Consider the following 25,377-nt stretch of genomic DNA (forward strand, 5'->3'; position numbering starts at 1 on the left):
GTAGTGCGGGTATTCGACACTGCTGATCGTCGTTGACTCTCCGCTGAATCCCGACTGATCCGGTCGCCGGACGACTCGGGCTGAGCCCTTGGGAGTCCGGTTCGTCGGGGTGGCTACGCTCGGGGTGTCACCCCGTCGAGCCTGTTTGGGGAGCCGTTTTCATGTATCCCTCGCACCGTCCGCGTCGGCTTCGCCGCAACCCGGCACTGCGCCGACTCGTTTCCGAGACCTCCGTGGAGCCGCGGCACCTGGTGCTGCCGATGTTCGTGCGCGAGGGCGTCGACCAGCCCGTGCCGATCTCGTCTATGCCGGGCGTCGTGCAGCACACCCGCGAATCGCTGCGCAAGGCCGCTGTCGACGCGGTCAGCGCCGGAGTCGGTGGGCTGATGCTCTTCGGCGTGCCCGCCGAGCGGGACGCGATGGGCTCCGGGGCGGTCGACCCGGACGGCATCCTCAACGTCGCGCTGCGCGACCTGCGCGCCGAGCTCGGCGACGACACCGTGTTGATGGCCGACCTGTGCCTGGACGAGTTCACCGACCACGGCCACTGCGGTGTGCTGGACGAGGACGGCACCGTCGACAACGACCGCACGCTGCAGATCTACGGCGAGATGGCCGTGGTGCAGGCCCAGTCCGGGGCGCACGTGGTGGGCCCCAGCGGCATGATGGACGGCCAGATCGGTGTCATCCGGGACTCGCTGGATGCGACCGGTTTCGTCGACACCTCGATCCTGGCCTACTCGGCGAAGTACGCCTCGGCGTTCTTCGGGCCGTTCCGGGACGCCGTCGACTCGCAGCTGCAGGGCGACCGCAACACCTACCAGCAGGACCCGGCCAACGGCCGCGAAGCGCTGCGCGAGGTCGACCTGGACCTGGCCGAGGGCGCCGACATGGTGATGGTCAAGCCGGCCATGTCCTACCTGGACGTGCTGCGCGACGTCGCGGGCGTGGCCGACGTGCCGGTGGCCGCCTACCAGGTGTCCGGCGAGTACTCGATGATCGAGGCCGCGGTGGCCAACGGCTGGCTGGACCGGAAGCGGACCGTGCTGGAGTCGCTGACCTCGATCCGGCGCGCGGGCGCGGACATCGTCCTCACCTACTGGGCGGCCGAGGCCGCGCAGTGGCTGCGGGACGCTCGAGCATGACGGACCTGGGGCAGCGAGTGGACGCGTTCGGCCGTCCGGTGCCGGAACCGGGACCGCCGCAGGCACCGCAGTCGCTTCTGGTGGCGCGGTGGCTGTGGATCGGTTCGGTGCTGATCGGCGGCGTGCAGTCGTTCATCCAGCTCCTCGACCGGTCGCGGCTGATCGAGGAGCTGCGCGCGTTGGACCCGAACATGGGGCAGATGGAGCTCGACGCCGCGGCCAACAGCATGATCATGTTCGCGTTCCTGCTCAAGGCGCTGGTCCTGATGGTGTACCTGATGCTCACCCGGCGGATGCTGGAAGGCCGGAACTGGTCGCGGGTCGTGCTCACCGTCTTCGGCGGGTTCGGGGTGTTCAACGCGCTGATCACGCTGCTGGGCGTCGCGGTGTTCGGCATCGCGCTGATCAACGAGATCACCCCGGTCACCATCACCCGGGTCGACGTGGTGTTCACAGCGCTGGTGGCGGTCGTCGAAGCGGCCGCGATCGTGTTCATGTACCGGCCGGACGGCAACCGGTTCATCCGCGCGATGGGGCCGCGCCTGCGGCAGGGCCGCGTCGCGCGCTGACGAATTGTCGCTTCCGCCGCGGGTTCTTAACCTGGGCTGATGACGTCGCAGGGGACGAACCCGCGGCCGAGCACGGTCGACGGCGCGTTCTGGGCCGGCATAGCCAGCGTGGTGGTGGGCTTCGCCATCCTCGCCACGTCGTTCCTGCTCGTCTCGGACGCCGACCTGAAGCTGGTGGTGGAGGCGGCCGCAGCGCAGGGGCAGCAGCTCAGCCCGGACCAGGCCCGCTCCGTCTACGCCGGGATGCTGGTGCTGGCGACCGCGATCGTCGCGGTGATCGCGGCGCTGTGGATCGTGTTCCTGTTCCTCATGCGCAAGGGCCGGAACTGGGCGCGAGTGGTGATCACGGCGGTCGGCGCGGGCTGGATCGTGCTGACCGCGCCGTCGCTGACCGGCGGATCGGTCGGTGGCGCCGCGACGGCTCTGCTGGCGCTGCTGCAGGTGCTGGCCGTGGGTGCGACGCTCGTGTTCGCCTACGTGCCGCTGTCGAACCAGTACTTCCAGCTCGCCCGCCGCGGTTGACGTCCTCGACTACTCGCAGCAGATCCTCGAGCACCTGACCAACCCGGTGATCCCGGTCCTGATCGATGATCGGTTCCGCATCCTGCGCGGTGCTGCGGTCGTGTTCTCGGCGAAAATGCGGAAGGGTCGCAATTCCGCGCGGATCGCCATGGTGGTGCTCGCCGTTCTACGGCCTCTGCGCGATCGTGGTTTTCGTGCTGAGCTTCGGCGGTGACTTCGGCAGCGCGTTCCGCGATCCGCTCCTGATCCCCGGGTACCTGGAAATGCTGTTGTCCCTGGTCACACCGATCGTTTTCCTGATTCTGGCGCTGGGTGCCCCGGCCAACGCCTATTTCAAAGCGATGACGGGTCGGTGATTTGGCCGAACCAAGTGGACAGCGCACGAGCCGGGTTTCTACTGTTTGCCGGTGACCTCACCGCAGAATCCATGGCAGCAGGGCGGCTACCCGCAGGGCGGGACGCCTTCCGGTGGTTTCCCGCAGCAGCCGTACCCCCAGGGCGGGTACCAGCAGCAGTACCCGCAGGCCGGGTACCAGCAGGCCCCCTACTCGGCGCCGCCCGTGCCGCAGCAGGAGATGAGCCAGGTCCCGCGCCCGATCACCGTGGAGATCGCGTTCTGGATCTCCGTCGTGGTGCCGCTGCTGGCGACGGTGCTGTCCGTGGTGAGCTACATGCTGCTGCAGGGCTACCTGAACGACGTGGTGGCCGGCGCGACCGATCCCGACATGCCGAGCGAGTTCAACGAGGGGATGTCCTCGCTCGTCAACGGGATCATGCTGTTCACGTTCATCTTCATCACGGTGATCTTCCTGATCCTTACCGCCCTGTGGATCCTGTTCGGCTTCAAGATGCGGGCCGGCCGGAACTGGGCGCGGATCACGCTCACCGTCTTCGCCTCGCTCTGGCTGGTCAACGCCATCGTCAGCCTGATCGGCGGCGGCAACGTGACCTTCTCCGGTGAGATGCCGGACGTCCCGCTGCCCACGTCGTACTTCGTGATGAGCTACAGCCAGGCCGGACTCGGCCTGCTGAGCATGGCCGCGTTCATCACGCTGGTCTTCCTGAAGCCGTCGAACTGGTTCTTCAGCGCCAACAGCCGCACGTACTGATGGAGTCACCGCGACCGCTTCGCTACGCCATCGTCCTCTGGTGGACGGTGGCGTTTCTCCTGCTGCTGCAGGCCGGGCTGATGTGGTCGGGGCGTTCCGAGCTCGTGCAGCAGCTCGGCGAGCAGCAGCAGCTGGTGCCGGCGGACGCGACGGCCCGCGCGCAGCAGATGATCGTGGCGAACACCGGGATCGCCGTCGTGCTCGCGGCGGCGTACTTCGGGTTCGGCGCGGCGGTGCTCAAGCGGCATTCCTGGGCGCGAGTGGCGTTGACCGCGTTCGCGCTGGTGCACTTGGTGCTCGTGCTGGGATCCGGTGCGGTGTTCAGCGTGCACACGATCCTGCTCGTCCTGGGAGGAACGGCGGCGGTGCTGATGTGGCGGCAGCCGAGCACGGAATGGTTGACGGGTGAGCGATGAGCGAGCCAGTGCTGTACTCGGAACGCGGTAGCAGCTGGTGGCCGGTGCTCTGGGGCCCGGCCTTCGCGCTGCTGGGGTTCGGCGTCGAGGCGTTGACCCCGGGACCGCTGAACGCGTGGATGTGGGGCCTGTTCGGCGGGCTGTTCGCGGTCGCGGCGGCGGTGTGGGTGCACGGCCGCCGTCGCCTGGTCTCGGTGCGGCTGACGCCTGCGGAACTCGTGCTGGGCCGCGAGGAGATCGAGGTCAGCCGCATCGCGGCGGTGACCGACGTGGGTGCGCCGGTGGGTGCGCGGGTGCTCGGCGGGAGCTGGACGGTCCCGAAGGGGACGGGCGAGGTGCCGCTGCGCATCGACGACGACAAAGTCGTCCTGGCCTGGGCGAAGGACCCCAGCGCCCTGACCGCCGCCCTGACCAGGCTCGTCGAGAAGTAGTCCCGGTCGTCCCTCGATTTCAATGGAAATCGGACGTCTGATTTCAATGGAATTTTGAGTCCGGTCGGTTCCGCCACCGGTACCGATGCGCAGGAAGATCGCGGATCCACCGGGTGGGCGCGGGTGTGCGGTGGGTCATGAGACGCTTCTGTGCGTGACCACTCCGGAACCGTGGCCTGCGGACGGGCCGAAGTTCAGCGCCGAGAGCCTCGAGAACGACCAGCCGCGGGGCGGGTTGAACCAGCCCTGGCGGGCGGCCGTGGCCGGGATCGAGCTGGTCGTGGCCGTGGCGCTGGTGGTGGCCGGTTGGTGGGCGTGGCAGCACGGCACAGTGACGATCTACCTGCCCGGCCCGGACGGGGCGACCGACGTGGTCACCCGGTCGCTCGGGAGCTGGCTGGCGGCGGCGGTCGCCGCGGTGACCCTGGCCGGTTTGCTGCTGCTCGACGCGATCCGGCAGGTGGCGCTGGCCGTGCGCGCGCGTGCGCGCTAGTCGGGGTGTGACCGGTCACGGAGCTGCGCCTGTCAGACTGGGTGCGTGACAGCTTCTGCGAACCCCGCATCGAATCCGAACCACGATCCGGCTCCGCGGTCGCGGCAGCTGTTCGACCGCGCGCAGGCGGTGACGCCGGGCGGCGTCAACTCGCCCGTCCGCGCCTTCCACTCGGTCGGCGGCACGCCCCGGTTCATGGTTCGCGGCGAAGGCGCCTACCTCTGGGACGCCGACGACAACCGCTACGTCGACCTGGTGTCCTCCTGGGGCCCGATGATCAACGGGCACGCGCACCCCGACGTGGTCCGCGCCGTGCAGGAGACCGCGTCGCACGGCCTCTCCTTCGGCACCCCCGGCGCCGGTGAGATCGACCTCGCGCAGGAGATCATCGACCGCGTCGAACCGGTCGAGCAGGTCCGGCTGGTCAACTCGGGCACCGAGGCGACGATGAGCGCCGTCCGGCTGGCCCGCGGGTTCACCGGCCGCCAGAAGATCGTCAAGTTCGCCGGCTGCTACCACGGCCACGTCGACGCGCTGCTGGCCAGCGCCGGGTCCGGGGTGGCGACGCTGGGGCTGCCGACCTCGCCGGGCGTCACCGGCGCGCAGGCCGCCGACACGATCGTCCTGCCCTACAACGACCTCGAGGCGCTGCGGCAGGTCTTCGCCGAGCAGGGCGACGAGATCGCCTGCGTGATCACCGAGGCCGCGGCGGGCAACATGGGCACCGTCGCGCCGCTGCCGGGCTTCAACGAGGGGCTGCGGGAGATCACCCGCGCCGCCGGTGCGCTGCTGATCATGGACGAGGTCATGACCGGCTTCCGGGTTTCCCGCGCGGGCTGGTTCGGCATCGACGGCGTGGCCGGTGACCTCTACACCTTCGGCAAGGTGATGTCCGGTGGGCTGCCCGCTGCCGCCTTCGGCGGCCGCTCCGACGTGATGGCGCGCCTCGCCCCGTCCGGGCCGGTCTACCAGGCGGGCACGCTGTCCGGGAACCCCGTCGCGGTGGCCTCCGGCCTGGCGAACCTGCGGGCCGCCGACGCCGACACCTACGCGGCGCTGGACCGCAACAGCAAGCGGCTGGGCGACCTGCTCGGCTCGGCGCTGACCGCGGAGGGCGTGCCGCACCAGATCGCTTACGCGGCCAACATGGTCAGCGTCTTCTTCAGCGAGAACCCGGTGCACAACTACGAGCAGGCGCAGGCCCAGCAGACCTGGCGGTTCCCGCCGTTCTTCCACGAGCTGCTCGACCGCGGCGTCTACGCCCCGCCGAGCGCTTTCGAGTCGTGGTTCGTGAACGCGGCGATGGACGACGCGGCGTTCGAGACGATCGCCGACGCGCTGCCGCACGCCGCCCGCGCTGCCGCAGCCGCCACCGCGCCGGAGGCGACCGAATGAGCAACCCCATGTCAAACCCGGTCCCGCGCAACCGCACCTCAGGGGAACGTGACGCAAGCCAGCCACAAGAAACCGCGAAACGCGAGATCGAGCTGGACGCGACCACCTCTGTGAATCGCGGAGAGGCGGAACAGCGGACTGTCGTGCACTTCATGCGCCATGGCGAGGTGCACAACCCGGAGGGGATCCTCTACGGCCGGCTGCCCGGCTACCGCCTGTCGGACCGCGGTGAGCAGCAGGCGAAGCTGGTCGCCGAGTTCCTGGCCGGGCGCGACGTCGTCCACGTGGTCGCCTCGCCCCTGCAGCGGGCGCAGCAGACCGCCGAGCCGATCGGTGCGACCTTCCAGACCGACGTGGCCACCGACGAGCGGCTCATCGAATCGGAGAACCGCTTCGAGGGCCTGAAGGTGTCGGTCGGCGACGGTGCGCTGAGCTCGCCGAAGCACTGGCCGAAGCTCTGGAACCCGCTGCGCCCGTCGTGGGGCGAGCCCTACCTGCAGATCGCGCACCGCATGCTCGGCGCCGCGCACCGCGCTCGTGCGGCCGCGGCCGGGCACGAAGCGGTGTGCGTGTCGCACCAGCTGCCGATCTGGACGCTGCGCCGGTTCCTGGAGGGCAAGCCGATGTGGCACGACCCGCGGCGGCGCCAGTGCTCGCTGGCCTCGCTGACCAGCCTGGTCTTCCGCGGCGAGGAGCTCGTGCGCATCGCTTACGTGGAGCCCGCCGGGGCTACTGATCCGAAGGTGACAGGGGCATGAAGAAGCTGTTGGTACGCCTGGGCTTGGCCGCTGCGACGGTGGCGCTGGTCGCCGGGTGCGCGACCCAGGGCGAAGACGCGGTGGCCAGCGGTGGCGAGTTCACCTTCGTCTCACCGGGCGGGCAGACCCGCATCTTCTACGCGCCGGACGAGCGCGGCCGGGTTTCCGGGCTGTCCGGGGACAGCCTGCTGGAACCGGGCAAGCAGCTGGGCATCGACGACTTCAAAGGCCAGGTCGTGGTGCTCAACATCTGGGGTTCGTGGTGCGGGCCGTGCCGGTCGGAGGCCGACGACCTGCAGGCCGTGCAGGACAAGGCCGGCCCCCAGGGCGTGCAGGTGCTCGGCATCAACGTGCGCGACAGCCAGTCGGCGGCGGCGGACTTCCACCGCGACCGCGGGCTGACCTACCCGTCGATCTTCGACCCGTCGGGCCGCTCGCTGCTCGCGCTGCGCCAGTTCCCGCGCAGCACCGTTCCGGCGACGATCGTCCTCGACCGGCAGCACCGCGTCGCGGCGGTCTTCCTGACGGAGATGCTGGAGAGCGAACTGCTCCCCGAGGTCCAGAAGGTCGCAGCCGAGAAGCCCTGACCCGGCATTGCGGTTTTCCACCCTTGTACCGCGTTGCGGTGCGGGTGGCGGGACCTCAGTGCTCGCCTGGACTCCGGGTGCCCGACTCCATGCATGCCCAAATCGCCGTGCGGTTTTGCAGTTTCAATTGAAACTGCGGGCGGTGTGAGCCTTGTCTCCCGGATTGCTCGGGTGGGGTGGAGGGTCCTGAAAAAGCGGGACCAATGGCCCTGGTGGTGCGATTTCGCCCCTGCTCGGGCCTGTCACCAGGGATGATGTGGTCCGGTTCACCGAGCCCGGTGCATCGTGGTGGTCTTGACTTTCCTACCCTCGAGGTGTGAACCCCACTGACCTCGCCGCGTCCGGACCGCTGCTGTTCGCGGCGGCTCTCGCGGTGCTGGCCGGGACGATCAGCTTCGCTTCGCCCTGCGTGGTGCCCCTGGTGCCGGGGTACCTGGCCTATCTGGCGGGCGTCGTCGGAGCTGAAACCCCGCCCGTGGAGGCGGCCGAGGTCGACGGGTCGCGGCGCGGCCGTTGGCGGGTCGCCGGGGCGGCGCTGCTGTTCGTCGCCGGGTTCACCGTCGTCTTCGCCTCCGGAACGCTGCTGCTGCTCGGCCTGTCCGATGCGCTCCTGGCCAACGAGCTCTTGCTGCAGCGCATCGGTGGTGTGGTCACCGTCGCGATGGGCCTGGTGTTCATCGGGCTGGTGCCCGCGCTGCAGCGCGATGTGCGCATCCACCGGGTACCGCGCGCCGGTATCTGGGGAGCCCCGCTGCTCGGCGCGGTGTTCGGCCTCGGTTGGACCCCGTGCCTCGGGCCGACCCTGACCGGGGTGACCTCCATTGCCATCGCCACCGACGGTTCGACCGGCACGGTGGTCCGCGGCGTCCTGCTGATCGCCGCGTACTGCCTGGGCCTGGGACTGCCGTTCGTGCTGCTGGCCCTCGGCGCCCGGTGGGCGCTGCGCAGCGCGGACTGGCTGCGCCGGAACGGACGTGTCATCCAGATCGCAGGTGGGGTGCTGCTGGTCGTCGTCGGCCTGCTGCTCGTCACCGGTTTGTGGGGAGATTTGATCGCCTTGCTCCGTGGCCCGATCGCCGGATACGAGACGATCCTCTGATGCGCGGACCTCTGAAGACGGCGCTGGCGTTCCTGCGCAACACCTGGCGCGGGCTGACGTCCATGCGCACCGCGCTGGTGCTGCTGTTCCTGCTCGCCCTGGCCGCGCTGCCGGGCGCGCTGATCCCGCAGCGCTCGCTGAACCAGGCCGAAGTGGACAAGTACTTCGCCGAATACCCGAAGCTCGCGCCGCTCCTGGACAAGGTCGGTGCCTTCGAGGTCTTCAGCTCCGTCTGGTTCGCCTCCATCTACGTGCTGCTGTTCATCTCCCTGATCGGCTGCCTGCTGCCGCGCTGCTACGAGTACTACAAGCAGTGGCGCAGCAAGCCGGTGCGCACGCCGCGCAACCTCTCCCGGATGCCGCACCACGAGCAGGGCACCCTCGACGCCTCGGTCGACGAGGTCATGGCCTCGGCCCGCACCCGGCTGCGCGGGTGGCGGATGGTCGAGCGGGACGAGGACGACGGCGCGAAGTCGATCAGCGCGGAACGCGGTTTCCTGCGCGAGATCGGCAACCTCGTCTTCCACTTCGCCTTGGTGGGCCTGCTGATCGGCGTCGCGGGCGGCAAGCTCTACGGCTACGAGGGCCAGGTCATCGTGGTGGCCGACGGCTCCGAGTTCTGCAACTCCGGTACCTACAACTACGACTCCTTCCGCGCCGGTCTCAACGTCGACGGCACCCAGCTCAGCCCGTTCTGCGTGCGCGTCAAGGACTTCGACATCGACTACCAGCCCAACGGGCAGGTCGGCGACTACCGGGTCGACATGGAGTACCAGGCCGACGACGACCTGGCCGCCAACAAGTGGCAGCCGTACTTGCTGCAGGTCAACCACCCGCTGCGCATCGTGGGCGACCGCATCTACCTGACCGGCAACGGCTACGCGCCGCGCTTCACCGTCACCTTCCCGGACGGGCAGAAGCGCACCGGCGTCATCCAGTGGCAGCCGGCCGTTCCGCAGACGATGCTCTCCCAGGGTGCGACCAAGTTCGACCCGCCCGGCGTGGTCGACGACGCGCAGCGGCGCCAGAAGCAGCTCGCCGTGACCGGCCTGTTCGCGCCCACCGCGTCCTTCGACGGCGCCATCCTCAGCTCCAGCTTCCCGGACCTGAAGGACCCGGCCGTGGCCGTCGACGTGCTGCGCGGCGACCTCGGACTCGACGCCGGCCGCGGTCAGTCGATCTTCGGCGTGGACCAGTCCATGGTGGACCAGGGCAGGCTCCAGCGGGTGGCCCGCCAGAACCTGCACGTCGGCGAGGAGGTCCGCCTCGACGACGGCACCTCGGTCCGCTTCGACGGCGTCGAGCGCTGGGCCAACCTGCAGGTGTCGCACGACCCGTTCCAGTCGTGGGTGCTGCTGTTCTCCGTTCTGATCATCTTCGGCATCAGCACCTCGCTGATGATCAAGCGGCGCCGGGTGTGGGTCCGCGCCGTGCCGCACCCAGACCCGGACGGATCCGGTTCCGGACGTACCGTTGTCGAAGTCGGTGGACTCGCCCGCACCGATCAAGCCGGGTACGGCGAGGAGTTCACCAGGCTCGCCGCTGACCTCCTCGGCACGGATGTCGACCACTCGCCGAAATCCCGCGCGGTCGCTGGCCCCGCGCGCGAAAGGAAGAGCTGATGCCGGTCAACGAGACGCTGTCGACCTACAGCGACATGGCCTACGCCACCTCGGTGGTGGTCTACATCCTCGCGATGCTGCTGTACTTCGCGGAGTTCTCCCGGGGACGGGTCGGGGCGGTCGAGCGCAAGCGCGAATCGGCCCTGGTCGGTGCCGGCAGCGGGGATTCCGGCTCGACACCGGTGGTCGGGCACGTGCCGGCCCCGGAGAAGCGGCCGTTCTCCGAGCGGCTCGGCGGCATGGCCGTCGCCATGACGTCGCTCGGCGCGGTGGTGCACTTCTCCTCCTTGCTGCTGCGCGGTCTGGCCACGGGCCGGGTGCCGTGGGGCAACATGTACGAGTTCGGCTCGGCGATCTGCCTCGCTTCCGTGCTGGCCTGGTTGGTCGTGCTGTTCCGGCAGACGCGCACCGCTCGTCGCGACACGACCTCGTCGCAGCTGCGCGGGCTCGGCGGATTCCTGATGCTGCCGGTGGTGCTGCTGCTCTTCCTGTCCGGCACGGTGCTTTACGCGCAGGCGGCACCGTTGATCCCGGCGCTGCAGTCCTACTGGATCGTGATCCACGTCGCGGCGGCGATCGTCTCCAGCGGTGTCTTCGTGTTCGGCGGTGTGGCCAGCGTGCTCTACCTGCTGCGCTGCCGGTACGAGAACAACCCGCTGAAGATGACGAAGATCGGCTCCCGGCTGCCCACCAGCCAGGCGCTGGACCGCGTCGCCTACCGGGCCACCGTGATCATCTTCCCGGTGTGGACGTTCGCCATCGTCGCGGGCGCGATCTGGGCGGAAGCGGCCTGGGGCCGGTTCTGGGGCTGGGACCCCAAGGAGACCTGCTCCTTCGTCGCCTGGGTCGTCTACGCCGCGTACCTGCACGCCCGCGCCACCGCGGGCTGGCGCGGGGTGCGCGCCGCGTGGATCAACATCCTGGGGCTCGCGGTCATGATCTTCAACCTGTTCTTCATCAACATCGTTGTCGCCGGTCTTCACTCTTACGCTGGACTGTGAGCGGATGATCGGCGCCCACCGGGGCGTCGAGGGAAGTCCGCCGCGCGCAGTGGACTCCGGCGTGAACAGCCCGCCACCTGCGCAGTTCACGCCCTGCTGGGGCCGAGAACCGGGGGAAGCGAGCGCCGACCCCCGGTGACTTGCGGGTAGCTCTGCGACTACCGTGCCTTGCGGAGACGGGGAGTTCTCGATTCGGTCCGGCAGGGCCCGGCTCGATCGTGGGAGGGACGGCAACGGTGACCGGACAGTACGAAGAGCCCGAAGCGCAGCGGAACGCGGGGACCACCGCGGCGCAGCCCGACGGCGCGGACGTCGAGTCCGGCAGCTCGGGGGCGGCACCGGCCGCGCCCGACGGCCAGTACGTCGAGCCGGCAACCCGGCCGGCGCACCCGACTCCGTCGTACGTCGACCCGTCCCAGGTCGACCAGTCCGGCAACCCGGCCGGTGAAGCACCGCAGCCGTACTACCCGGGTGGCGCGCCGGCCGGTGCATACGGCGACCCCTCTCAGTCCGGCCCGCACCAGTCCCAGTTCGTCGATCCGACGGCTTCCGGTCCGCACCAGCAGGTGCCCGGGGTCCAGTCGGGTCCGTACTCGGTCTCCGGTGGACAGTCCGGTCCCTTCCCGCCGGTTTCCGGTGGGCAGTCGGGTCCGTACCCGCCGGTGTCCGGTGGGCCCTCCGGCCCGTACGCGCCAGCCGCGGGAGGGCCGTCCGGGCCGTACCCGGTCGGCCAGCAGTACCCGCCGCAGAATCCCCAGGGCGGGCCGCAACCTGGCCCGCAGCAGTCGTTTTCGCCATACCCCCAGGCTGCCCCGAACGCGGGCCAGGGGGATCGGCCATTCGGCCAGGACCTCTCGTCCGCTCAGCTGCTCCGGCAGACCAAAAGGTCTCCCCAATCCGGGTGGCGCAAGGCCGTCTACCTGGCCAGCGGGAAGACGGTCAACTTCGGCGAGGGGCCGGCCGATCGGCGCCGCCGCGAGCTGATCTCGCGGGTCAACCAGCCGCTGCAGGGCTGCTACAAGATCGCGATGCTGAGCCTGAAGGGCGGCGTGGGCAAGACGACCACGACCGCCACCCTCGGCTCCACGTTCTCCTCGTTGCGGGGCGACCGGGTGATCGCGGTCGACGCGAACCCGGACCGCGGCACCCTGGCGCAGAAGATCCCGCTGGAGACCACCGCGACGGTGCGGCACCTGCTGCGCGACGCGCACCGGATCCGCAAGTACAGCGATGTCCGCGCCTACACCTCGCAGGGCCCGTCCCGGCTGGAAGTGCTGGCCAGCGAACAGGATCCGGCCGTCTCGGAGGCGTTCAGCGAGGACGACTACCGGCGCACCGTCACGCTGCTGGAGCACTTCTACAACGTCGTGCTCACCGACTGCGGCACCGGTCTGATGCACTCCGCGATGAAGGGCGTGCTGGACCTCGCCGACTCGCTGGTGATCGTCTCGTCCAGCTCGATCGACGGCGCGCGCAGCGCATCGGCCACATTGGACTGGTTGGACGCGCACGGCTACGGCGACCTGGTGGCCAGGTCCGTGGCGGTGATCAACTCGGTGCGCCCGGGCTCCGGCAAGGTCGACGTGGACAAGCTGACCGCGCACTTCAGCTCGCGCTGCCGCGCGGTGTCGAAGATCCCGTTCGACCCGCACCTGGAGGAGGGCGCCGAGGTGGAGCTGGACCAGTTGGGCGCGCCGACGCAGTTGGCGCTGCTGGAGCTGGCGGCGATCGTGGCGGACGACTTCCCGCACGCGCCGGGGCGCAACCGGCAGAGCTGAGCAGGGGTTTCACCAGCCGGGGATGGCGAACCTCAGACGTGGTCTGAGGTTCCGCTACCCGTGGATCCGAGTTCGGAGAACGGTCCTCAGTCGTCTTCCGAGGGCCGTGATTTGCGCTGCTGCTCGTCCAAGCGGCGCAGGAACTCGGGGTCGTCGTCGGGCGCGATCGGCGCCTGCCGTGGGCCGGGCCGCTCCGGACCGGCCGAGACGGGGCCGAACGCCTTCCACATCAGCACCGCGATCGTGAGCGCACCGATCGCTGCCAGGACGTAGATCATCGGGCCACCTCCAACTCTGCCGCTTCCGAGATTAGCCAATTCCGGCCTCGGTTGTCCGCGTCGGAGGTAGCCGCGCCGGGGCGGATCCAGGTGATGCCTCGCGTGGGAACGAGGCACCACCTGGACCGGCGGTCGTCGCCGGACCGCGGGCGATGTTCAGATCTGCGTCTGGAGCGCTCGCCGGTGAGGGGCGCTGGCGAGCAGCCGATGTCTCAGCGCTCGTCCGGGAACTGGTCTTGCGCGTGCCGGGAACCCGATGCACTACCTCGGGCCGCACGCAGGACTAGTTCGGCCGACGGACGCTCAGATGGAGCGGTTGACGTCGTTGGTGAGCTCGGCGAGCAGCGCGCGGACCTCGGACTCGCGGAAGCGGCGGTGGCCGCCGGGCGTCCGGATCGAGCCGATGCGGCCGGCGGTGGCCCACCGGGTCACGGTCTTGGGGTCCACGCGGAAGAGGGTCGCGACCTCACCCGGGGTGAGGAGCTGCTCCTGGCCGTTCTGGCGCGGCTGGGTAGTTGCGGTCACAGGGGACCTCCACGAGTTGCGAGAGATTTATTCGGGCAATCCGGTCGCATCCTGGCACCTCGAGGGCCAGGTACTCGAACATTTGGGTTTAGGTAAAGGGAAGGTAAGGGACGAAAACGGCGCTTCGGGCGGCTCGCGAGCCCGCCGCCGACGGCCGCCCGGCCGGTTCGGCGGTCGTTTGCTCTACCCTGGTGACGTGCAGGAACAGCAGGAGTCCGAAACCACGGCCCGGGGGGCGAAGTCGACTCTCGCCCGCGACATCGCGCTGTACACCGTCGCCAGGTTCGCCATGGTGATCCTGGTTGCCGCGCTGCTGATGCTGGCCCAGGTGCCCGCGCTGGTCGCGCTCGCGGTGTCCGTCGTGGTGGTGATGCCGCTGTCGCTGCTGGTCTTCGGCAAGCTGCGCCGCCGGGTCGCGACCGGGATGGCCGAGCGCGCCGAGGTTCGTAAAGCCCACCGTGAAGAACTCCTGGCGCAGCTGCGCGGCGACCGGGCCGCGGACGCCGGGTGAGCGCGGGGATGGTCAGCAGCATCGACCGCTCCTGCGCGCGGACCAGGGCCTGGACCAGCGAGGCGGTCCGGATCATCGAGGCCGATGCGAACCGCAGCGCGGACACGCACCTCCTGCGGTATCCGCTGCCCGCGGAGTGGGGGATCGACCTCTACCTCAAGGACGAGTCAACACATCCGACTGGTTCGCTCAAGCACCGCTTGGCCCGATCCCTGTTCCTCTACGCGATTTGCAACGGTTGGGTGACCGAGAACACACCCGTGATCGAGGCCTCTTCCGGTTCCACCGCGGTGTCCGAGGCCTATTTCGCCCGGCTGCTGGGGCTGCCGTTCATCGCGGTGATGCCCCGCTCCACCAGCCGCGAGAAGGTGTCGCTGATCGAGTGGCACGGCGGTCGCTGCCACTTCGTGGACGAGCCGGGCGCCATCTACACCGAGTCGCGCCGGTTGGCCGCTGAGCTCGGCGGTCACTTCATGGACCAGTTCACCCACGCCGAGCGGGCCACCGACTGGCGCGGCAACAACAACATCGCCGAATCGATCTTCGAGCAGCTGGCGCTGGAACCGCACGCCGAGCCGACCTGGGTCGTGGTCGGTGCCGGCACCGGCGGTACGAGCGCCACCATCGGCCGATACCTGCGGTACCGGTGCCACCGCACCGAGCTCGCCGTGGTCGACCCGGAGTGCTCGGTGTTCTTCGACGCCTGGCGGGACGGCGACCCCGAGCGCACCAGCGATCGCGGCTCGCTGATCGAGGGCATCGGCCGCCCGCGCGTCGAGCCGTCCTTCGTCGGGCAGGCCATCGACCGGATGATCAAGGTTCCGGACGCCGCCTCGATCGCCACCATCCGCTACGTCGAGCAGGTGCTGGGCCGGCGGGTCGGCGGATCCACCGGGACCAACCTGTGGGGCGTGTTCGCCCTCGCCTCGGAGATGCTCGCGCAGGGGCGGCGCGGAAGCATCGTGACGCTGCTCTGCGACGGCGGCGAGCGGTACGCGAACACCTACTACGACGACGAGTGGGTCGCCGCCCGCGGCATGGACCTGGACGCGCCGCGCGCGGTTCTGGAGCGCTTCCACGCGACCGGCGAGTTCCGGGCGGAATGAGCGCGGAGCAGGAAGGTTGGTGCCGGTGAGGCGTTGGGGTTGGGTTGCCGGGGCGGCGTTGCTCGCCGCGGTGGCCGGATGCGGTTCCGAGCAGTCGCCGCAGCCCGCGGAGTCGTCGGCGCCGACGACCTCGGCGGAGGAATCGGCAACGGAGTCCGCGGTGCCCTCGATCACCCGGAACATCCCGCCGGAGCAGCGCCAGCACCTCGCGCAGCTGTCCGCCGACCAGATCTGCGGACTGGTCGACCCGGCGGAACTCGGGTCGTTGACCTTCGCCGTCGGCAGCGGACGGCCGCGCGAACTCGGTCAGCAGGTGCGCGGTTGCCGCTTCGACTCCGATTCCGGCACGCGCTCGGTGCTGATCGGGGCGCAGCGGGAGGGCTTCGGCGACCTCGGCCGGGACGAGGTGGAGCTCGGCGACATCCGCGGCACCCGGGCTCTGCGCGCGAGCGACTGCACCATCTACGCGGGTGTCGCCGGCGGAACCCTGCAGGTCTCGGTGTCCGAGGCGGAAGCGGATTCGGACGACTGCCGCACGGCGGAGTCCGTCACCGAATACGTGCTGCCCGCGCTGGTCCGCTAGTCGCGCCTTTCCGGCGAGCGAATTCGGACTTCCGGCGCTGCACCGGGCGATCGGTCGAATCGGCAATTCGGTCCGGTTCGCCCGCATTTTTCGGCTGAAACCGGCAATTGCGGCACGGCTTGTCACGACTGGAGAACAAGTCCTGAATTCCGGGAACGCGCGAGTGCGACGTGCCGTCATATGGCCCTGACGGATTGTGGCGCGAGTCGGGGGGTCGGATGGCCGAGAACCTCAAGGCGATTCCAGAGGAGATGAAGGGCTTCGAAGGCCTTCTGGAGCGGAACGCCGGGCATTTCAAGAAGATCGATGAGTGGGCGGAGAACACCGCCTCCGACACCAGCGGTTTCACCGGGTTGATGATGGTGCTCATCCCCGTCGTCGAGATGGTGACCGCGATGTACGGCGAAACCCTGGAATGGGCCAACAGCGCTCTGCTGAAGGTCAAGGACGACCTGGCCGATGCCTCCGCGGAGTACGAGGAGATCGAGCAGAAGGTCTCGTCGATGTTCCAGAAGATCCAGGCCGAGCTCGACGACATCAAGATCTGAGGGGATGGGGAATGGCTTCGTTCGCGGACGCTGAAGACCCGATAGCGGTCCTGAAAGCGGATCCCAGCGAGAGCAACAAGGAATCGCAGCAGCAGGCGATCGAGGACGCCGGCTGGCAGGTCCAGGCGGTCAACTGGGTCTACGAGAAGGTCACCGGCGAGAACCTGATCGAAACCCTCATCTCGCCGATCACCGGCGACTTCTCGAAGATCGAGACCAACGCCGAGGCCTGGGGGCAGGTCGGCGATGCGCTGCGGGCTATTCGGAAGAACCTGAACCAGGGCATCAGCGACCTGCGCGAAAGCTGGGACGGTGCGGGTGCGGTGGCGTTCGAGACGCTGCTGGTCTCGACCTGGACCGTCGCGCTCGAGGGCGACGCCATGCTGGCGAAGCTGATCGGCAAGGGCTTCACCAAGGCCGCGGAGATGTCGCGGAAGATGACCGACAAGGCCTTGGAGCTGATCAAGAAGCTGGTCGACCGGCTGATCGAGACCGCGGCCACCGGGTGGATCCCGGTCGCGGGCTGGGCCAACGTGGTGCGCAACGTCGAGAAGTGCGTCGAGATCGTCATGTCGATCCTCGAGCTCTTCGAGGCGCTGAAGAACATGTACGACTCGGTCGTGTCGCTGGTCGAGTCGATCAAGAACGCCGGCACCAACCTGGCCAAGATCAAGGACGCGAACAGCCTCGGCGACGTGGTCAACGTCGGCGTGCAGGCGAAGGACGACATCACCGACGTCAAGGAGAAGGCCACCGGGGTCAAGGACTCCGCGACCGGTGTCAAGGATGCCGCGACCGGGGTGAAGACCGCCGCGACCGGCGGTTCCGGCGGTGGCTCGGGCGGCGGGTCCGGCGGGAACGGTTCTGGCGGTGGGAACGGATCCGGCGGTGGGACCGGCGGAACCGGCACCGGAGGAACGGGTTCTGGCGGAAATTCGGGGTATCAGACGCTGGCGTCCGGCAGCCTGTGATGGTCGAGGAGGATGACGCGACGTGAGTGAGGACTGGAAGACGCCGGAGATCCGCGATGCGGAGGCGATGTTCGAGGAGCGCCTGCTCCAGGCGGAGCAGGCGCTGGAGCGCGCCACCGCGTACGAGGCTGCGCTGCCCGAGATCAAGCTGAACGACGAGCAGATCGAGGACATCGAGCAGCGCATCCGATCCGGCCAGGCGCCACCGGAGATCGCGGCTCTGCAGGCGCGGATCGACGCGGGCGAGTTCAGCTGGCAGGACATCGCCAGCGGCGAGGCGCTGCGCGACGAGTCGGTGCAGTCCGCGTTCTCGAAGAGCGTGGAGAACATGCAGCAGGCCAAGGAGCTGCTCGACGCCGGGTACGACACGGCGACGGTCATCAACAACGACCCGAACCGCGCCCCGGAGGACACCTACGACGACGAACCGCCGGATTCGTTCCTGCGGTGAGGGACTGAGTGATTCGACTATGAACCGCAAGACCCTGATCGGCATCACCATCGGCTGGGGTGTCCTGGTCGGTCTGGTCGCTGCGGTGTTCCTGGGCATGGCGATGTTCAGCGGCACCTCGTTGGCGAAGGCCAGCACGGCGGACGGCTCCACCGGGCCGTACTACCGCTGGAATGGCGAGGAGATGCTGGTCACCAGCACGCAGAGCGGCAAGGACGCGGTCTGCAAGGTCGTCCCGGACAACGGCGAGACGCGCGACATCAACACCTACCGCGCGGAGCAGCGCCGGACCGTGAACACGGTCACCCCGTGGTTCTCCGGCGAGGCCCAGATGTCGTGCACGACCCCGGTGAAGATCCGGGTCGGTTCCGAGGTCTCGAACTACGAGCTGGCCACCAAGAACCGGATCGTGCAGTTCGGCGCCGCGATCATCGCCGCCGGACCGTTCCTGGCGGTGAGCGTCTTCGGCCTCGGCAGCCGCAAGGCGCGGGCCTGACTGGGCAAAGCGAACGGCCCGTCCACCAGCGCGGTGGACGGGCCGTTCGTTCTGAGATCAGCCGAAAGAGAGGGCGAGGCCCGTGACGATCGCCCAGATGAGCATCGCGAGGCCGGTGTCGCGCAGCGCCGGGATCAGCTTGCGGCCCTGGGCTCCGGAGATCACCGCTCGCAGCGGGACGACGAGGGGCAGCAGCGCGGCGAAGCCGAGCAGCACCCACGAGTTCCGCAGGCCGATCAGCACCGTGATCAGGAACGGGACCAGCGCCAGCGCGACGTAGAGGGTCCGGGTGTCCCGGTCGCCGAGCAGCACGGCCAGGGTGCGCTTGCCGGTGACGCGGTCGGACGGGATGTCGCGCAGGTTGTTGGCCACCAGCACCGCGCTGGACAGCGAGCCGACACCGACCGCGGCGCCGATGCCGAAGCCGCTGATCGTTCCGGCCTGCACGTACATGGTGCCCAGCACCGCGATCAGTCCGAAGAAGACGAACACGGCCAGCTCGCCGAATCCCGCGTAGCCGTAGGGCCGCTTGCCGCCGGTGTAGTACCAGGCGCCGGCGATGCAGAGCGCGCCGACGGCGAGCATCCACCACTGCCCGCTGAGGTAGACCACGCCCAGGCCGGCGATCGCGGCGAGCCCGAAGCAGGTCCAGGCCGCGGTGCGCACCGAGCCCGGCTCGGCGGCGCCGGATCCGACCAGCCGGAACGGGCCGACCCGGTCGTCATCGGTGCCCCGGATGCCGTCGGAGTAGTCGTTGGCGAAGTTCACCCCGATGATGAGGAACATCGAGACCACGAGGGCGAGGACCGCGATCAGCGGGTTGAACCCGTCGACCCCTGCGGCGGCGCCGGTCCCGGCGAGCACCGGCGCGATCGCGTTCGGGAAGGTGCGGATCCGAGCTCCCTCGATCCACTGCGCAACAGTCGCCATGCCAGCCATCTTCGCCTACCGGTGTCACCCGGCGGTGGCAGCCTCCCCGATGAGCGCCTCAGGCCTGGAAGAACGCTGCGAGCGCCCGGCGATCCGGCTTGCCCGGGCCGCGCAGCGGTAGTTCCGGGATGAAGGCGAAGCGCTTCGGGGCGGAGGCGGAGTTCAAGCCCGCTCGGACGGCGGCGCGCAAATCCGATTCGGACGGTGGTCGTGCCTGGTCGGACGGCACGATCGCCGCGACGACCGCTTGGCCCCACTCCGGGTCGGCGACGCCGAGCACGCACGCCTCGCGGACGCCCGGCTGTTCGGCGAGGACCCGCTCGACCGGCAGCGGGGCGACGTTGACGCCACCCGTGATGATCATGTCGTCGGCGCGGCCGAGGACCTCCAGCCGACCGTCGTGCCAGCGGCCGAGGTCCCCGGTCCGGAACCAGCCGTCGACGAACGCGCCGGCCTCCGGCTGGTGGCGATATCCCCTGGCCAGCATCGGTCCGCTCAGCAGCACCGGACCCGTCCCGCCGTCGATGCGGACCTCCGCGATGTCCAGCGGTTGCCCGTCGTACACGCATCCACCTGCGGTTTCGCTCATCCCGTAAGTCGTGGTCACGCGGACGCCGCCGTCGAGTGCTCGACGCAGGAGGGCGGGCGGGGTCGCGGCGCCTCCGAGCAGCACCCCGTCGAACTTCCGGAGTGCTGCGAGGCCGTCGCCACCTGCGCTGATCAGCCGGGACAGCTGGGTGGGCACCAACGCGGTGTAGTGCGGGCCGTCCGCGGCCAGGACGCGATGTGCGGCCGTGGCGAAGTTGTCCGGGCGGAAGCCGTCCGCGGTGTCCACGGCATCCGGGCGGGTACCGGCGAGCAGGGCTCTGACCAGGACCTGGACCCCGGCGATGTGGTGCGCGGGCATCGCCAGCAGCCAGTGACCGGGACCTCCGAGGCGGCGGTGGGTGGCCTCGGCGGAGGCGCGCAGGGCGGAGGCCGTCAGCAGCACGCCCTTCGGGGTGCCGGTGGAGCCTGACGTGGCGATGACCAGGGCTGTCGGGTCTTCGTCGGCGTCTTCTCCGGAGGTCAGCGGGCCGGCCAGCGCTTCGGCGAGCCGGCGGGATTCCGCGCCGTCGTCGCTGCGCACCGGGAGCAGGGCCGGGCCCTCGCCGTCGAGTGCCCGCTCCAGCGCGGGGAGGACGTCCAGCGCGTCCGCTCCGGGCGGCACGGGGAGTGGCTGCAGGTGGCGGGCGTTCGGCATGGGCTCCATTGTCGACCGGCTCCTGAGCTGCGCTCGCGTGATTCCCGGCATCGATCACCTGTTCTAGCGATCAATTGTTCGAAGAGGGCGGTCGATCTATTGGGTACGCGCTTGGAAGGAGTCCGAAGATGATGGTTCTGATCGTGCTCGTGTGCCCTGCTGACCTGTTCGAAGGCTGGCCGATGGGCGAACAGGACGGCCGGTTCCGGGCCCGTGCTGGAACGGGCCCGCCCGGGGGTGATCCCGAGGACTCCGCCGCCGAAGCTGCGCAGTCGCGCAGCGACGTGGGCGGAGTACCGGACCTCGACTCAGTAGTACCAGGGGAAGGAGGACCAGTCGGGGTCCCGCTTCTCCAGGAACGAGTCGCGCCCTTCGACGGCCTCGTCGGTCATGTAGGCGAGGCGGGTGGTCTCGCCGGCGAACAGCTGCTGGCCGACCAGTCCGTCGTCGATGGCGTTGAACGCGTACTTGAGCATGCGCTGCGCGGTCGGGGACTTGCCGTTGATCTCGCGGGCCCACTGCAGCGCGGTGGTCTCGAGCTCCTCGTGCGGGACGACGGCGTTGACCATGCCCATCTGGTGCGCCTGCTCGGCGCTGTAGGGGCGGCCCAGGAAGAAGATCTCGCGGGCGAACTTCTGGCCGACCTGGCGGGCGAGGTAGGCCGAGCCGAAACCGCCGTCGAAGCTGCCGACGTCGGCGTCGGTCTGCTTGAACTTGGCGTGCTCGGCGCTGGCCAGCGTGAGATCGCACACCACGTGCAGGCTGTGCCCGCCACCGGCGGCCCAGCCCGGCACCACGGCGATGACGACCTTGGGCATGAAGCGGATCAGCCGCTGCACCTCGAGGATGTGCAGCCGCCCGGCACGGGCCGGGTCGACGGTGTCGGCGGTCTCGCCGTCGGCGTACTGGTACCCGGAGCGGCCGCGGATCCGCTGGTCCCCACCGGAGCAGAACGCCCAGCCGCCGTCCTTTGCGGACGGGCCGTTCCCGGTGATCAGCACGCAGCCGACGTCGCTGGTCATCCGCGCGTGGTCCAGGGCGCGGTACAGCTCGTCGACGGTGTGCGGGCGGAACGCGTTGCGGACGTCGGGCCGGTCGAACGCGATGCGCACGGTGCCCTTCCCGGGGCCGTCTTCGACGCAGCGGTGATAGGTGATGTCGGTGAAGTCGAAGCCCGCGACGGGCTCCCACGAAGCCGGATCGAACAGCTCAGAGACACGGGGATTCTGCACACCTGGGACAATAGGCGCAGCAAGTGCTCGGCGCGGGGCCCTCCCCGCGGCAGCCCGGCACCTGCGCGGACGACGGCGAGGGGGACCATGGCCTCCTCCGCCGGGGTCCGCCAACGAGGTTCAGAGGTGATGGGTTGAATCCGTCCACGGCTCAGGCTGAGGTCATCGTCGACGAGCTCGTCCGCAACGGGGTGCGGCAGGTGGTGCTCTCCCCGGGATCCCGCAACGCACCTCTCTCTTACGCACTGTACAAGGCCGACCACGCTGGGCGTTTGAAGCTGCACGTGCGCATCGACGAGCGCAGCGCGGGATTCCTGGCCCTGGGGCTGGCGGCGCGCGCGCAGGCCCCGGTCGCGGTCGCGTGCACGTCGGGCACCGCGGCGACGAACTTGCACCCGGCGGTCAGCGAGGCGTTCCACTCCGGAGTGCCGCTGATCGTGCTGACCGCGGACCGCCCGCCGGAGCTGCGGGCGGCCGGTGCGAACCAGACCATCGAGCAGCACCGCCTGTTCGGTTCCGAGATCCGCCTGTTCGACGAGCTGGCGGTCGCCGAGAACCGGCCGGGGCAGAACGCCTACTGGCGGAGCCAGGCGTGCCGGGCGTGGCACGCCGCGAAGGGCGACGTCCGGGGCGGCCCGGTGCACCTGAACCTCCCGTTCCGGGAGCCGCTGGTGCCCTCCGGCGACGACCACTGGTGCGAGTCGCTCGACGGTCGCCCGGACGGTGCCCGGTGGACGGAGAACTCCGACTCCGGGCGGTCGCCCAGCGCGCTGTCCCGCGTCCACGCCCGGCGCGGACTGGTGCTGGCGGCGGACTCGGACGTCGACGGGGTCGGGGAATGGGGCGACCGGTACGGCTGGCCGGTGCTGCCGGAGGTCGGTGCGGTCGGCGCGGTCGCTCCTTCGGTGATCAGCACCGGGATGTGGCTGCTCGGTCTGCCGGAGTTCGTCCGGGAGCACCGACCGGAGCAGGTGCTGTGCGTCGGACGCCCCACGGTGTTCCGGCAGGTGCAGCGGTTGTTGGCGGATACCGACGTGGAGGTGCTGCTCGCGCACGGCGGGGTCGACTGGCCCGCACCGGCGCACAACCTGCGGGAGGTTGCGGAAACCTTCGGTCCCTCGGCCGTTCCGGCCGATCCGGGCTGGCTGACCGAGTGGCAGCAGGCGGACCAGAAGGCCTCCGCCGCGCTGCACTCCGCGCTGGACCTGGAGCACTGGCCGAACGGCCCGGTGGTAGCGCGCTCGGTGGTGGACGCCTTACCGGAGCACGCGTTGCTGGTGCTGGGATCGTCGAACCCGACGCGCGATGTCGCGCTGGCCGCGCGGCAGCGTCCCGACGTGGTCGTGCACCGGAACCGGGGCGTGGCCGGGATCGACGGCACCGTGTCAACCGCGATCGGCGCGGCCATCGCCCACGGGCGACCGGCCTACGCGCTGCTGGGCGACCTGACCTTCTTGCACGACAGCAACGGTTTGCTGCTCGGACCGCACGAGTCGCGGCCGGATCTGACGATCGTCGTGCTCAACGACGACGGCGGCGGGATCTTCTCGCTGCTCGAGCAGGGCAGTCCGGAGCACGGCGAGTCGTTCGAGCGGATCTTCGGCACGCCGCACGGCACCGATCTCGGCAGGCTCTGCGCCGCGCACGGTATCGAGCACGAACTGGTGCAGCAGCAGTCCGAGTTCGCCGAGGCGCTGCGGTGGCGGCCGGGGCTACGCGTGATCGAGGTCCAGGCGGACCGATCCGCGCGGCGTTCGGTGCACGAGCGGCTGCAGGCCGCGGTGCGCTCCGCGCTGCTGGGCTGATCGCTGACGGCCAACCGCTGACCGCTGCCGGCTTCTCATGTCGTGGGACACCGGTGCGGTGCGCGGGCTGCCCTCGATCCGGTCCGTTCCCGCAGTTGGCGGGGTTCTGCGATAGCCCTTCGGGGTGATTCGCGGATTCCCCGACATTCTGGGAAAAACGTGCCGACGAAAAAGCCGCCTGCTGGTCACGACCTTCTCTAGGCTCCGATCCGGACCACGAATTCGAGGAGGTGGCAGGTGTTTCGACGACACGGCCTGCGAGCGGCGGCTGCGGCCTGCTGCGCGACGGCGATCTTCGCGTCACCGGCGCTGGCCGGTGGTGACGGACCTGGGGCGCCGGGCGCGGGTGACGACTACTTCCCGGGCTACGGCAACGGCGGCTACGACGTCTCGCACTACGACCTCCAGCTGCGCTACCAACCCGCGGACGACCACCTGCAGGGCACCGCGACGATCGTGGCGAAGCCGACGCAGAACCTGACCGCGTTCAACCTGGACTTCGCGCTGACTCCGAAATCCGTGCTGGTCAACGGAAAGCCGGCGCAGTTCTCGCAGGACGGCACCGAGCTGACGGTGACCCCGTCGGAGACGCTGCCGGAGGGCAGCCTGGCGACCTTCGTCGTCTCCTACGAGGGCGTGCCGTCCACCGTCGAGGTCGACGGGCTCAACCCGTGGATCCGCACCTCCGACGGTGCGCTCGCGGTCGGCCAGCCGGAGATCTCCGCCTGGTGGTTCCCCGGCAACGACCACCCGCGGGACAAGGCGACCTACGACATCGCGGTCACCGTCCCGGACGGCACCGAGGTGGTCGCCAACGGCGTGAACACCGACAACAGCAGCCTGGCCGGGTGGACGACCTGGAAGTGGCGCACCACCAAGCCGACCGCCACCTACCTCGCGTTCTTCGGCGCGGGGAACTACGAGATCAACGAGAAGACCGGTGCGTTCGGGCAGCCGTCCATCACTGCCTACTCGGACAACCTCGGCGAGCTGGCGGGCCCGGCGAAGGCGAGCGTGGAGCGCACCCCGGAGGTTTTGAACTTCCTGAGCGGCGTGCTCGGTGACTACCCGTTCGAGGCGCAGGGCGGCCTGGTGTCCTCCGAGGGCATGAACTTCGCGCTGGAGAACCAGACCCGGCCCACCTACAGCCACCTGTTCTTCCGCGACGGGGCGAACACCTCGGTGGTGGTGCACGAGAACGCGCACCAGTGGTTCGGCGACTCGGTGTCGGTGGACACCTGGCGCAACATCTGGATCAACGAGGGCTTCGCGTCGTTCGCGGAGTGGCTCTGGTCGGAGGCCCAGGGCACCGGCACCGCGCAGGAGCTGTTCGACCACTACTACTCGCAGCACCCGGACGACGACCCGTTCTGGCAGGTCATGCCGGGTGACCCGGGCAAGGACGCGGTGTTCGACGACGCGGTCTACGACCGGGGTGCGATGACGCTGCAGGCGCTGCGCAACGTGGTCGGCGACGAGGTGCTGACCGACATCGCCCGCACCTGGGTGTCGGAGAAGCGCTACAGCACCGGCACCGTCGAGGAGTTCATCCAGCTCGCGGAGCAGAAGTCCGGCAAGCAGCTGGGCGACTTCTTCAACACCTGGCTGTTCACCAAGGGCAAGCCGCCGGTCGGCGAGGCCACGGGCGTTCCGGCCAGCGCGGTCAAGGTGGCGGCGGCCCCGCCCAAGGCGGTCGCGGAGATCGACCGCACCCACGCCCTGCTGCACGAGCACTGATCACCCGGAGGTCGTGAGCGGCGATGGTCGTAAGAG

29 protein-coding genes are annotated in these 25,377 nt (G+C 69.6%); 24 read left to right on the forward strand and 5 right to left on the reverse strand.

Going from position 1 to position 25,377, the window contains the following annotated elements; translation table 11 throughout:
- The first annotated feature begins 161 nt into the window (after window positions 1-161).
- The 15 genes from hemB (at window position 162) to OU415_RS21840 (ending at window position 12,925) form a co-directional block, all read left to right on the forward strand.
- Entirely contained in the window at window positions 162-1,145 is a 984-nt protein-coding gene (gene hemB, locus OU415_RS21770; RefSeq protein WP_270950783.1) for a porphobilinogen synthase, read from the forward strand.
- The gene (locus tag OU415_RS21775) at window positions 1,142-1,714 is read left to right on the forward strand and encodes a hypothetical protein (RefSeq protein WP_270950784.1); all 573 of its coding nucleotides are present in this window, start codon (window positions 1,142-1,144) and stop codon (window positions 1,712-1,714) included. The genes hemB and OU415_RS21775 overlap by 4 nt, the downstream gene beginning before the upstream one ends.
- Window positions 1,715-1,753: 39 nt before the next feature.
- Window positions 1,754-2,236, forward strand: coding sequence for a hypothetical protein (locus OU415_RS21780; protein ID WP_270950785.1), 483 nt, complete (start codon window positions 1,754-1,756; stop codon window positions 2,234-2,236).
- A 194-nt stretch (window positions 2,237-2,430) separates the two neighbouring features.
- Entirely contained in the window at window positions 2,431-2,592 is a 162-nt protein-coding gene (locus OU415_RS21785; protein ID WP_270950787.1) for a hypothetical protein, read from the forward strand.
- Window positions 2,593-2,643: 51 nt separating this feature from the next.
- The gene (locus OU415_RS21790; RefSeq protein ID WP_270950789.1) at window positions 2,644-3,345 is read left to right on the forward strand and encodes a hypothetical protein; all 702 of its coding nucleotides are present in this window, start codon (window positions 2,644-2,646) and stop codon (window positions 3,343-3,345) included.
- A 47-nt stretch (window positions 3,346-3,392) separates the two neighbouring features.
- A complete protein-coding gene (locus OU415_RS21795) occupies window positions 3,393-3,761 on the forward strand; it encodes a hypothetical protein (RefSeq protein ID WP_270950790.1) in 369 nt (122 codons plus the stop codon).
- On the forward strand, window positions 3,758-4,192 hold the full coding sequence (locus OU415_RS21800; protein ID WP_270950791.1) for a hypothetical protein: 435 nt from the start codon (window positions 3,758-3,760) through the stop codon (window positions 4,190-4,192). Before OU415_RS21795 ends, OU415_RS21800 begins: the two co-directional genes overlap by 4 nt.
- Before the next feature lie 154 nt (window positions 4,193-4,346).
- The gene (locus OU415_RS21805; protein ID WP_270950793.1) at window positions 4,347-4,685 is read left to right on the forward strand and encodes a hypothetical protein; all 339 of its coding nucleotides are present in this window, start codon (window positions 4,347-4,349) and stop codon (window positions 4,683-4,685) included.
- A 108-nt stretch (window positions 4,686-4,793) separates the two neighbouring features.
- Window positions 4,794-6,080: a glutamate-1-semialdehyde 2,1-aminomutase gene (gene hemL, locus OU415_RS21810; RefSeq protein ID WP_408641888.1), complete on the forward strand. Its 1,287-nt coding sequence runs from the start codon at window positions 4,794-4,796 to the stop codon at window positions 6,078-6,080.
- Between the two features lie 152 nt (window positions 6,081-6,232).
- Window positions 6,233-6,838, forward strand: coding sequence for a histidine phosphatase family protein (locus tag OU415_RS21815; RefSeq protein WP_270950797.1), 606 nt, complete (start codon window positions 6,233-6,235; stop codon window positions 6,836-6,838).
- The gene (locus tag OU415_RS21820) at window positions 6,835-7,425 is read left to right on the forward strand and encodes a TlpA family protein disulfide reductase (protein ID WP_270950799.1); all 591 of its coding nucleotides are present in this window, start codon (window positions 6,835-6,837) and stop codon (window positions 7,423-7,425) included. Before OU415_RS21815 ends, OU415_RS21820 begins: the two co-directional genes overlap by 4 nt.
- A gap of 316 nt (window positions 7,426-7,741) precedes the next feature.
- Window positions 7,742-8,524, forward strand: a complete 783-nt coding sequence (locus OU415_RS21825; RefSeq protein ID WP_270950801.1) for a cytochrome c biogenesis CcdA family protein — start codon at window positions 7,742-7,744, stop codon at window positions 8,522-8,524.
- Complete coding sequence (gene resB, locus OU415_RS21830; RefSeq protein ID WP_270950803.1) at window positions 8,524-10,146, forward strand: cytochrome c biogenesis protein ResB; 1,623 nt, start codon at window positions 8,524-8,526, stop codon at window positions 10,144-10,146. The genes OU415_RS21825 and resB overlap by 1 nt, the downstream gene beginning before the upstream one ends.
- Window positions 10,146-11,147 carry a c-type cytochrome biogenesis protein CcsB gene (ccsB, locus tag OU415_RS21835; RefSeq protein WP_270950805.1) on the forward strand — a complete coding sequence of 334 codons (1,002 nt, stop codon included), beginning with the start codon at window positions 10,146-10,148 and terminating at the stop codon, window positions 11,145-11,147. The genes resB and ccsB overlap by 1 nt, the downstream gene beginning before the upstream one ends.
- A gap of 236 nt (window positions 11,148-11,383) precedes the next feature.
- Window positions 11,384-12,925, forward strand: coding sequence for an AAA family ATPase (locus OU415_RS21840; protein WP_270950806.1), 1,542 nt, complete (start codon window positions 11,384-11,386; stop codon window positions 12,923-12,925).
- Between the two features lie 86 nt (window positions 12,926-13,011).
- On the opposite strand, the gene OU415_RS21845 is transcribed toward OU415_RS21840, so the two are convergent.
- Both OU415_RS21845 and OU415_RS21850 read right to left on the reverse strand, forming a co-directional pair.
- Window positions 13,012-13,203 (reverse strand): hypothetical protein, encoded by a 192-nt coding sequence (locus OU415_RS21845; protein ID WP_270950807.1) that lies wholly within the window; start codon window positions 13,201-13,203, stop codon window positions 13,012-13,014.
- 303 nt (window positions 13,204-13,506) lie between these two features.
- A complete protein-coding gene (locus tag OU415_RS21850) occupies window positions 13,507-13,728 on the reverse strand; it encodes a BldC family transcriptional regulator (protein ID WP_270950809.1) in 222 nt (73 codons plus the stop codon).
- A gap of 196 nt (window positions 13,729-13,924) precedes the next feature.
- On the opposite strand from OU415_RS21850, the gene OU415_RS21855 reads away from it, so the two are divergent.
- The 7 genes from OU415_RS21855 (at window position 13,925) to OU415_RS21885 (ending at window position 18,394) form a co-directional block, all read left to right on the forward strand.
- Window positions 13,925-14,239: a DUF4229 domain-containing protein gene (locus OU415_RS21855; protein WP_270950811.1), complete on the forward strand. Its 315-nt coding sequence runs from the start codon at window positions 13,925-13,927 to the stop codon at window positions 14,237-14,239.
- Window positions 14,240-14,247: 8 nt separating this feature from the next.
- Window positions 14,248-15,345 carry an L-cysteine desulfhydrase Cds1 gene (gene cds1 / locus OU415_RS21860; protein WP_270950831.1) on the forward strand — a complete coding sequence of 366 codons (1,098 nt, stop codon included), beginning with the start codon at window positions 14,248-14,250 and terminating at the stop codon, window positions 15,343-15,345.
- A gap of 25 nt (window positions 15,346-15,370) precedes the next feature.
- Window positions 15,371-15,928: a DUF3558 family protein gene (locus OU415_RS21865; protein WP_270950812.1), complete on the forward strand. Its 558-nt coding sequence runs from the start codon at window positions 15,371-15,373 to the stop codon at window positions 15,926-15,928.
- A gap of 218 nt (window positions 15,929-16,146) precedes the next feature.
- Window positions 16,147-16,476, forward strand: a complete 330-nt coding sequence (locus OU415_RS21870) for a hypothetical protein (RefSeq protein ID WP_270950814.1) — start codon at window positions 16,147-16,149, stop codon at window positions 16,474-16,476.
- A gap of 11 nt (window positions 16,477-16,487) precedes the next feature.
- The gene (locus OU415_RS21875) at window positions 16,488-17,447 is read left to right on the forward strand and encodes a WXG100 family type VII secretion target (protein WP_270950815.1); all 960 of its coding nucleotides are present in this window, start codon (window positions 16,488-16,490) and stop codon (window positions 17,445-17,447) included.
- A gap of 22 nt (window positions 17,448-17,469) precedes the next feature.
- Complete coding sequence (locus OU415_RS21880) at window positions 17,470-17,898, forward strand: hypothetical protein (RefSeq protein WP_270950816.1); 429 nt, start codon at window positions 17,470-17,472, stop codon at window positions 17,896-17,898.
- Between the two features lie 19 nt (window positions 17,899-17,917).
- The gene (locus OU415_RS21885) at window positions 17,918-18,394 is read left to right on the forward strand and encodes a hypothetical protein (protein WP_270950817.1); all 477 of its coding nucleotides are present in this window, start codon (window positions 17,918-17,920) and stop codon (window positions 18,392-18,394) included.
- Between the two features lie 57 nt (window positions 18,395-18,451).
- On the opposite strand, the gene OU415_RS21890 is transcribed toward OU415_RS21885, so the two are convergent.
- The 3 genes from OU415_RS21890 to OU415_RS21900 form a co-directional block, all read right to left on the reverse strand.
- Window positions 18,452-19,324: a 1,4-dihydroxy-2-naphthoate polyprenyltransferase gene (locus OU415_RS21890; protein ID WP_270950819.1), complete on the reverse strand. Its 873-nt coding sequence runs from the start codon at window positions 19,322-19,324 to the stop codon at window positions 18,452-18,454.
- Between the two features lie 58 nt (window positions 19,325-19,382).
- The gene (gene menE, locus OU415_RS21895; protein WP_270950821.1) at window positions 19,383-20,567 is read right to left on the reverse strand and encodes an o-succinylbenzoate--CoA ligase; all 1,185 of its coding nucleotides are present in this window, start codon (window positions 20,565-20,567) and stop codon (window positions 19,383-19,385) included.
- Between the two features lie 308 nt (window positions 20,568-20,875).
- A complete protein-coding gene (locus OU415_RS21900) occupies window positions 20,876-21,799 on the reverse strand; it encodes a 1,4-dihydroxy-2-naphthoyl-CoA synthase (RefSeq protein ID WP_270950823.1) in 924 nt (307 codons plus the stop codon).
- Between the two features lie 134 nt (window positions 21,800-21,933).
- On the opposite strand from OU415_RS21900, the gene menD reads away from it, so the two are divergent.
- Together menD and OU415_RS21910 are read left to right on the forward strand one after the other, a co-directional pair.
- Window positions 21,934-23,604, forward strand: a complete 1,671-nt coding sequence (menD, locus tag OU415_RS21905; RefSeq protein WP_270950825.1) for a 2-succinyl-5-enolpyruvyl-6-hydroxy-3-cyclohexene-1-carboxylic-acid synthase — start codon at window positions 21,934-21,936, stop codon at window positions 23,602-23,604.
- Window positions 23,605-23,841: 237 nt separating this feature from the next.
- A complete protein-coding gene (locus OU415_RS21910) occupies window positions 23,842-25,341 on the forward strand; it encodes a M1 family metallopeptidase (RefSeq protein WP_270950827.1) in 1,500 nt (499 codons plus the stop codon).
- Window positions 25,342-25,377 lie beyond the last annotated feature (36 nt).

Source organism: Saccharopolyspora oryzae, assembly GCF_027853915.1.
GTDB lineage: Bacteria > Actinomycetota > Actinomycetes > Mycobacteriales > Pseudonocardiaceae > Saccharopolyspora > Saccharopolyspora oryzae.

What these genes read in the sequence shown, in the direction of transcription:
- hemB (WP_270950783.1), top strand. Translation starts at nt 162, where the DNA reads ATGTATCCCTCGCACCGTCCGCGTCGGCTTCGCCGCAACCCGGCACTG.
- OU415_RS21885 (WP_270950817.1), top strand. Translation starts at nt 17,918, where the DNA reads ATGAACCGCAAGACCCTGATCGGCATCACCATCGGCTGGGGTGTCCTG.
- OU415_RS21780 (WP_270950785.1), top strand. Translation starts at nt 1,754, where the DNA reads ATGACGTCGCAGGGGACGAACCCGCGGCCGAGCACGGTCGACGGCGCG.
- OU415_RS21845 (WP_270950807.1), bottom strand. Translation starts at nt 13,203, where the DNA reads ATGATCTACGTCCTGGCAGCGATCGGTGCGCTCACGATCGCGGTGCTG.
- OU415_RS21820 (WP_270950799.1), top strand. Translation starts at nt 6,835, where the DNA reads ATGAAGAAGCTGTTGGTACGCCTGGGCTTGGCCGCTGCGACGGTGGCG.
- ccsB (WP_270950805.1), top strand. Translation starts at nt 10,146, where the DNA reads ATGCCGGTCAACGAGACGCTGTCGACCTACAGCGACATGGCCTACGCC.
- OU415_RS21870 (WP_270950814.1), top strand. Translation starts at nt 16,147, where the DNA reads ATGGCCGAGAACCTCAAGGCGATTCCAGAGGAGATGAAGGGCTTCGAA.
- OU415_RS21890 (WP_270950819.1), bottom strand. Translation starts at nt 19,324, where the DNA reads ATGGCGACTGTTGCGCAGTGGATCGAGGGAGCTCGGATCCGCACCTTC.
- OU415_RS21875 (WP_270950815.1), top strand. Translation starts at nt 16,488, where the DNA reads ATGGCTTCGTTCGCGGACGCTGAAGACCCGATAGCGGTCCTGAAAGCG.
- OU415_RS21800 (WP_270950791.1), top strand. Translation starts at nt 3,758, where the DNA reads ATGAGCGAGCCAGTGCTGTACTCGGAACGCGGTAGCAGCTGGTGGCCG.
- cds1 (WP_270950831.1), top strand. Translation starts at nt 14,248, where the DNA reads ATGGTCAGCAGCATCGACCGCTCCTGCGCGCGGACCAGGGCCTGGACC.
- OU415_RS21775 (WP_270950784.1), top strand. Translation starts at nt 1,142, where the DNA reads ATGACGGACCTGGGGCAGCGAGTGGACGCGTTCGGCCGTCCGGTGCCG.
- OU415_RS21815 (WP_270950797.1), top strand. Translation starts at nt 6,233, where the DNA reads ATGCGCCATGGCGAGGTGCACAACCCGGAGGGGATCCTCTACGGCCGG.
- menE (WP_270950821.1), bottom strand. Translation starts at nt 20,567, where the DNA reads ATGCCGAACGCCCGCCACCTGCAGCCACTCCCCGTGCCGCCCGGAGCG.
- resB (WP_270950803.1), top strand. Translation starts at nt 8,524, where the DNA reads ATGCGCGGACCTCTGAAGACGGCGCTGGCGTTCCTGCGCAACACCTGG.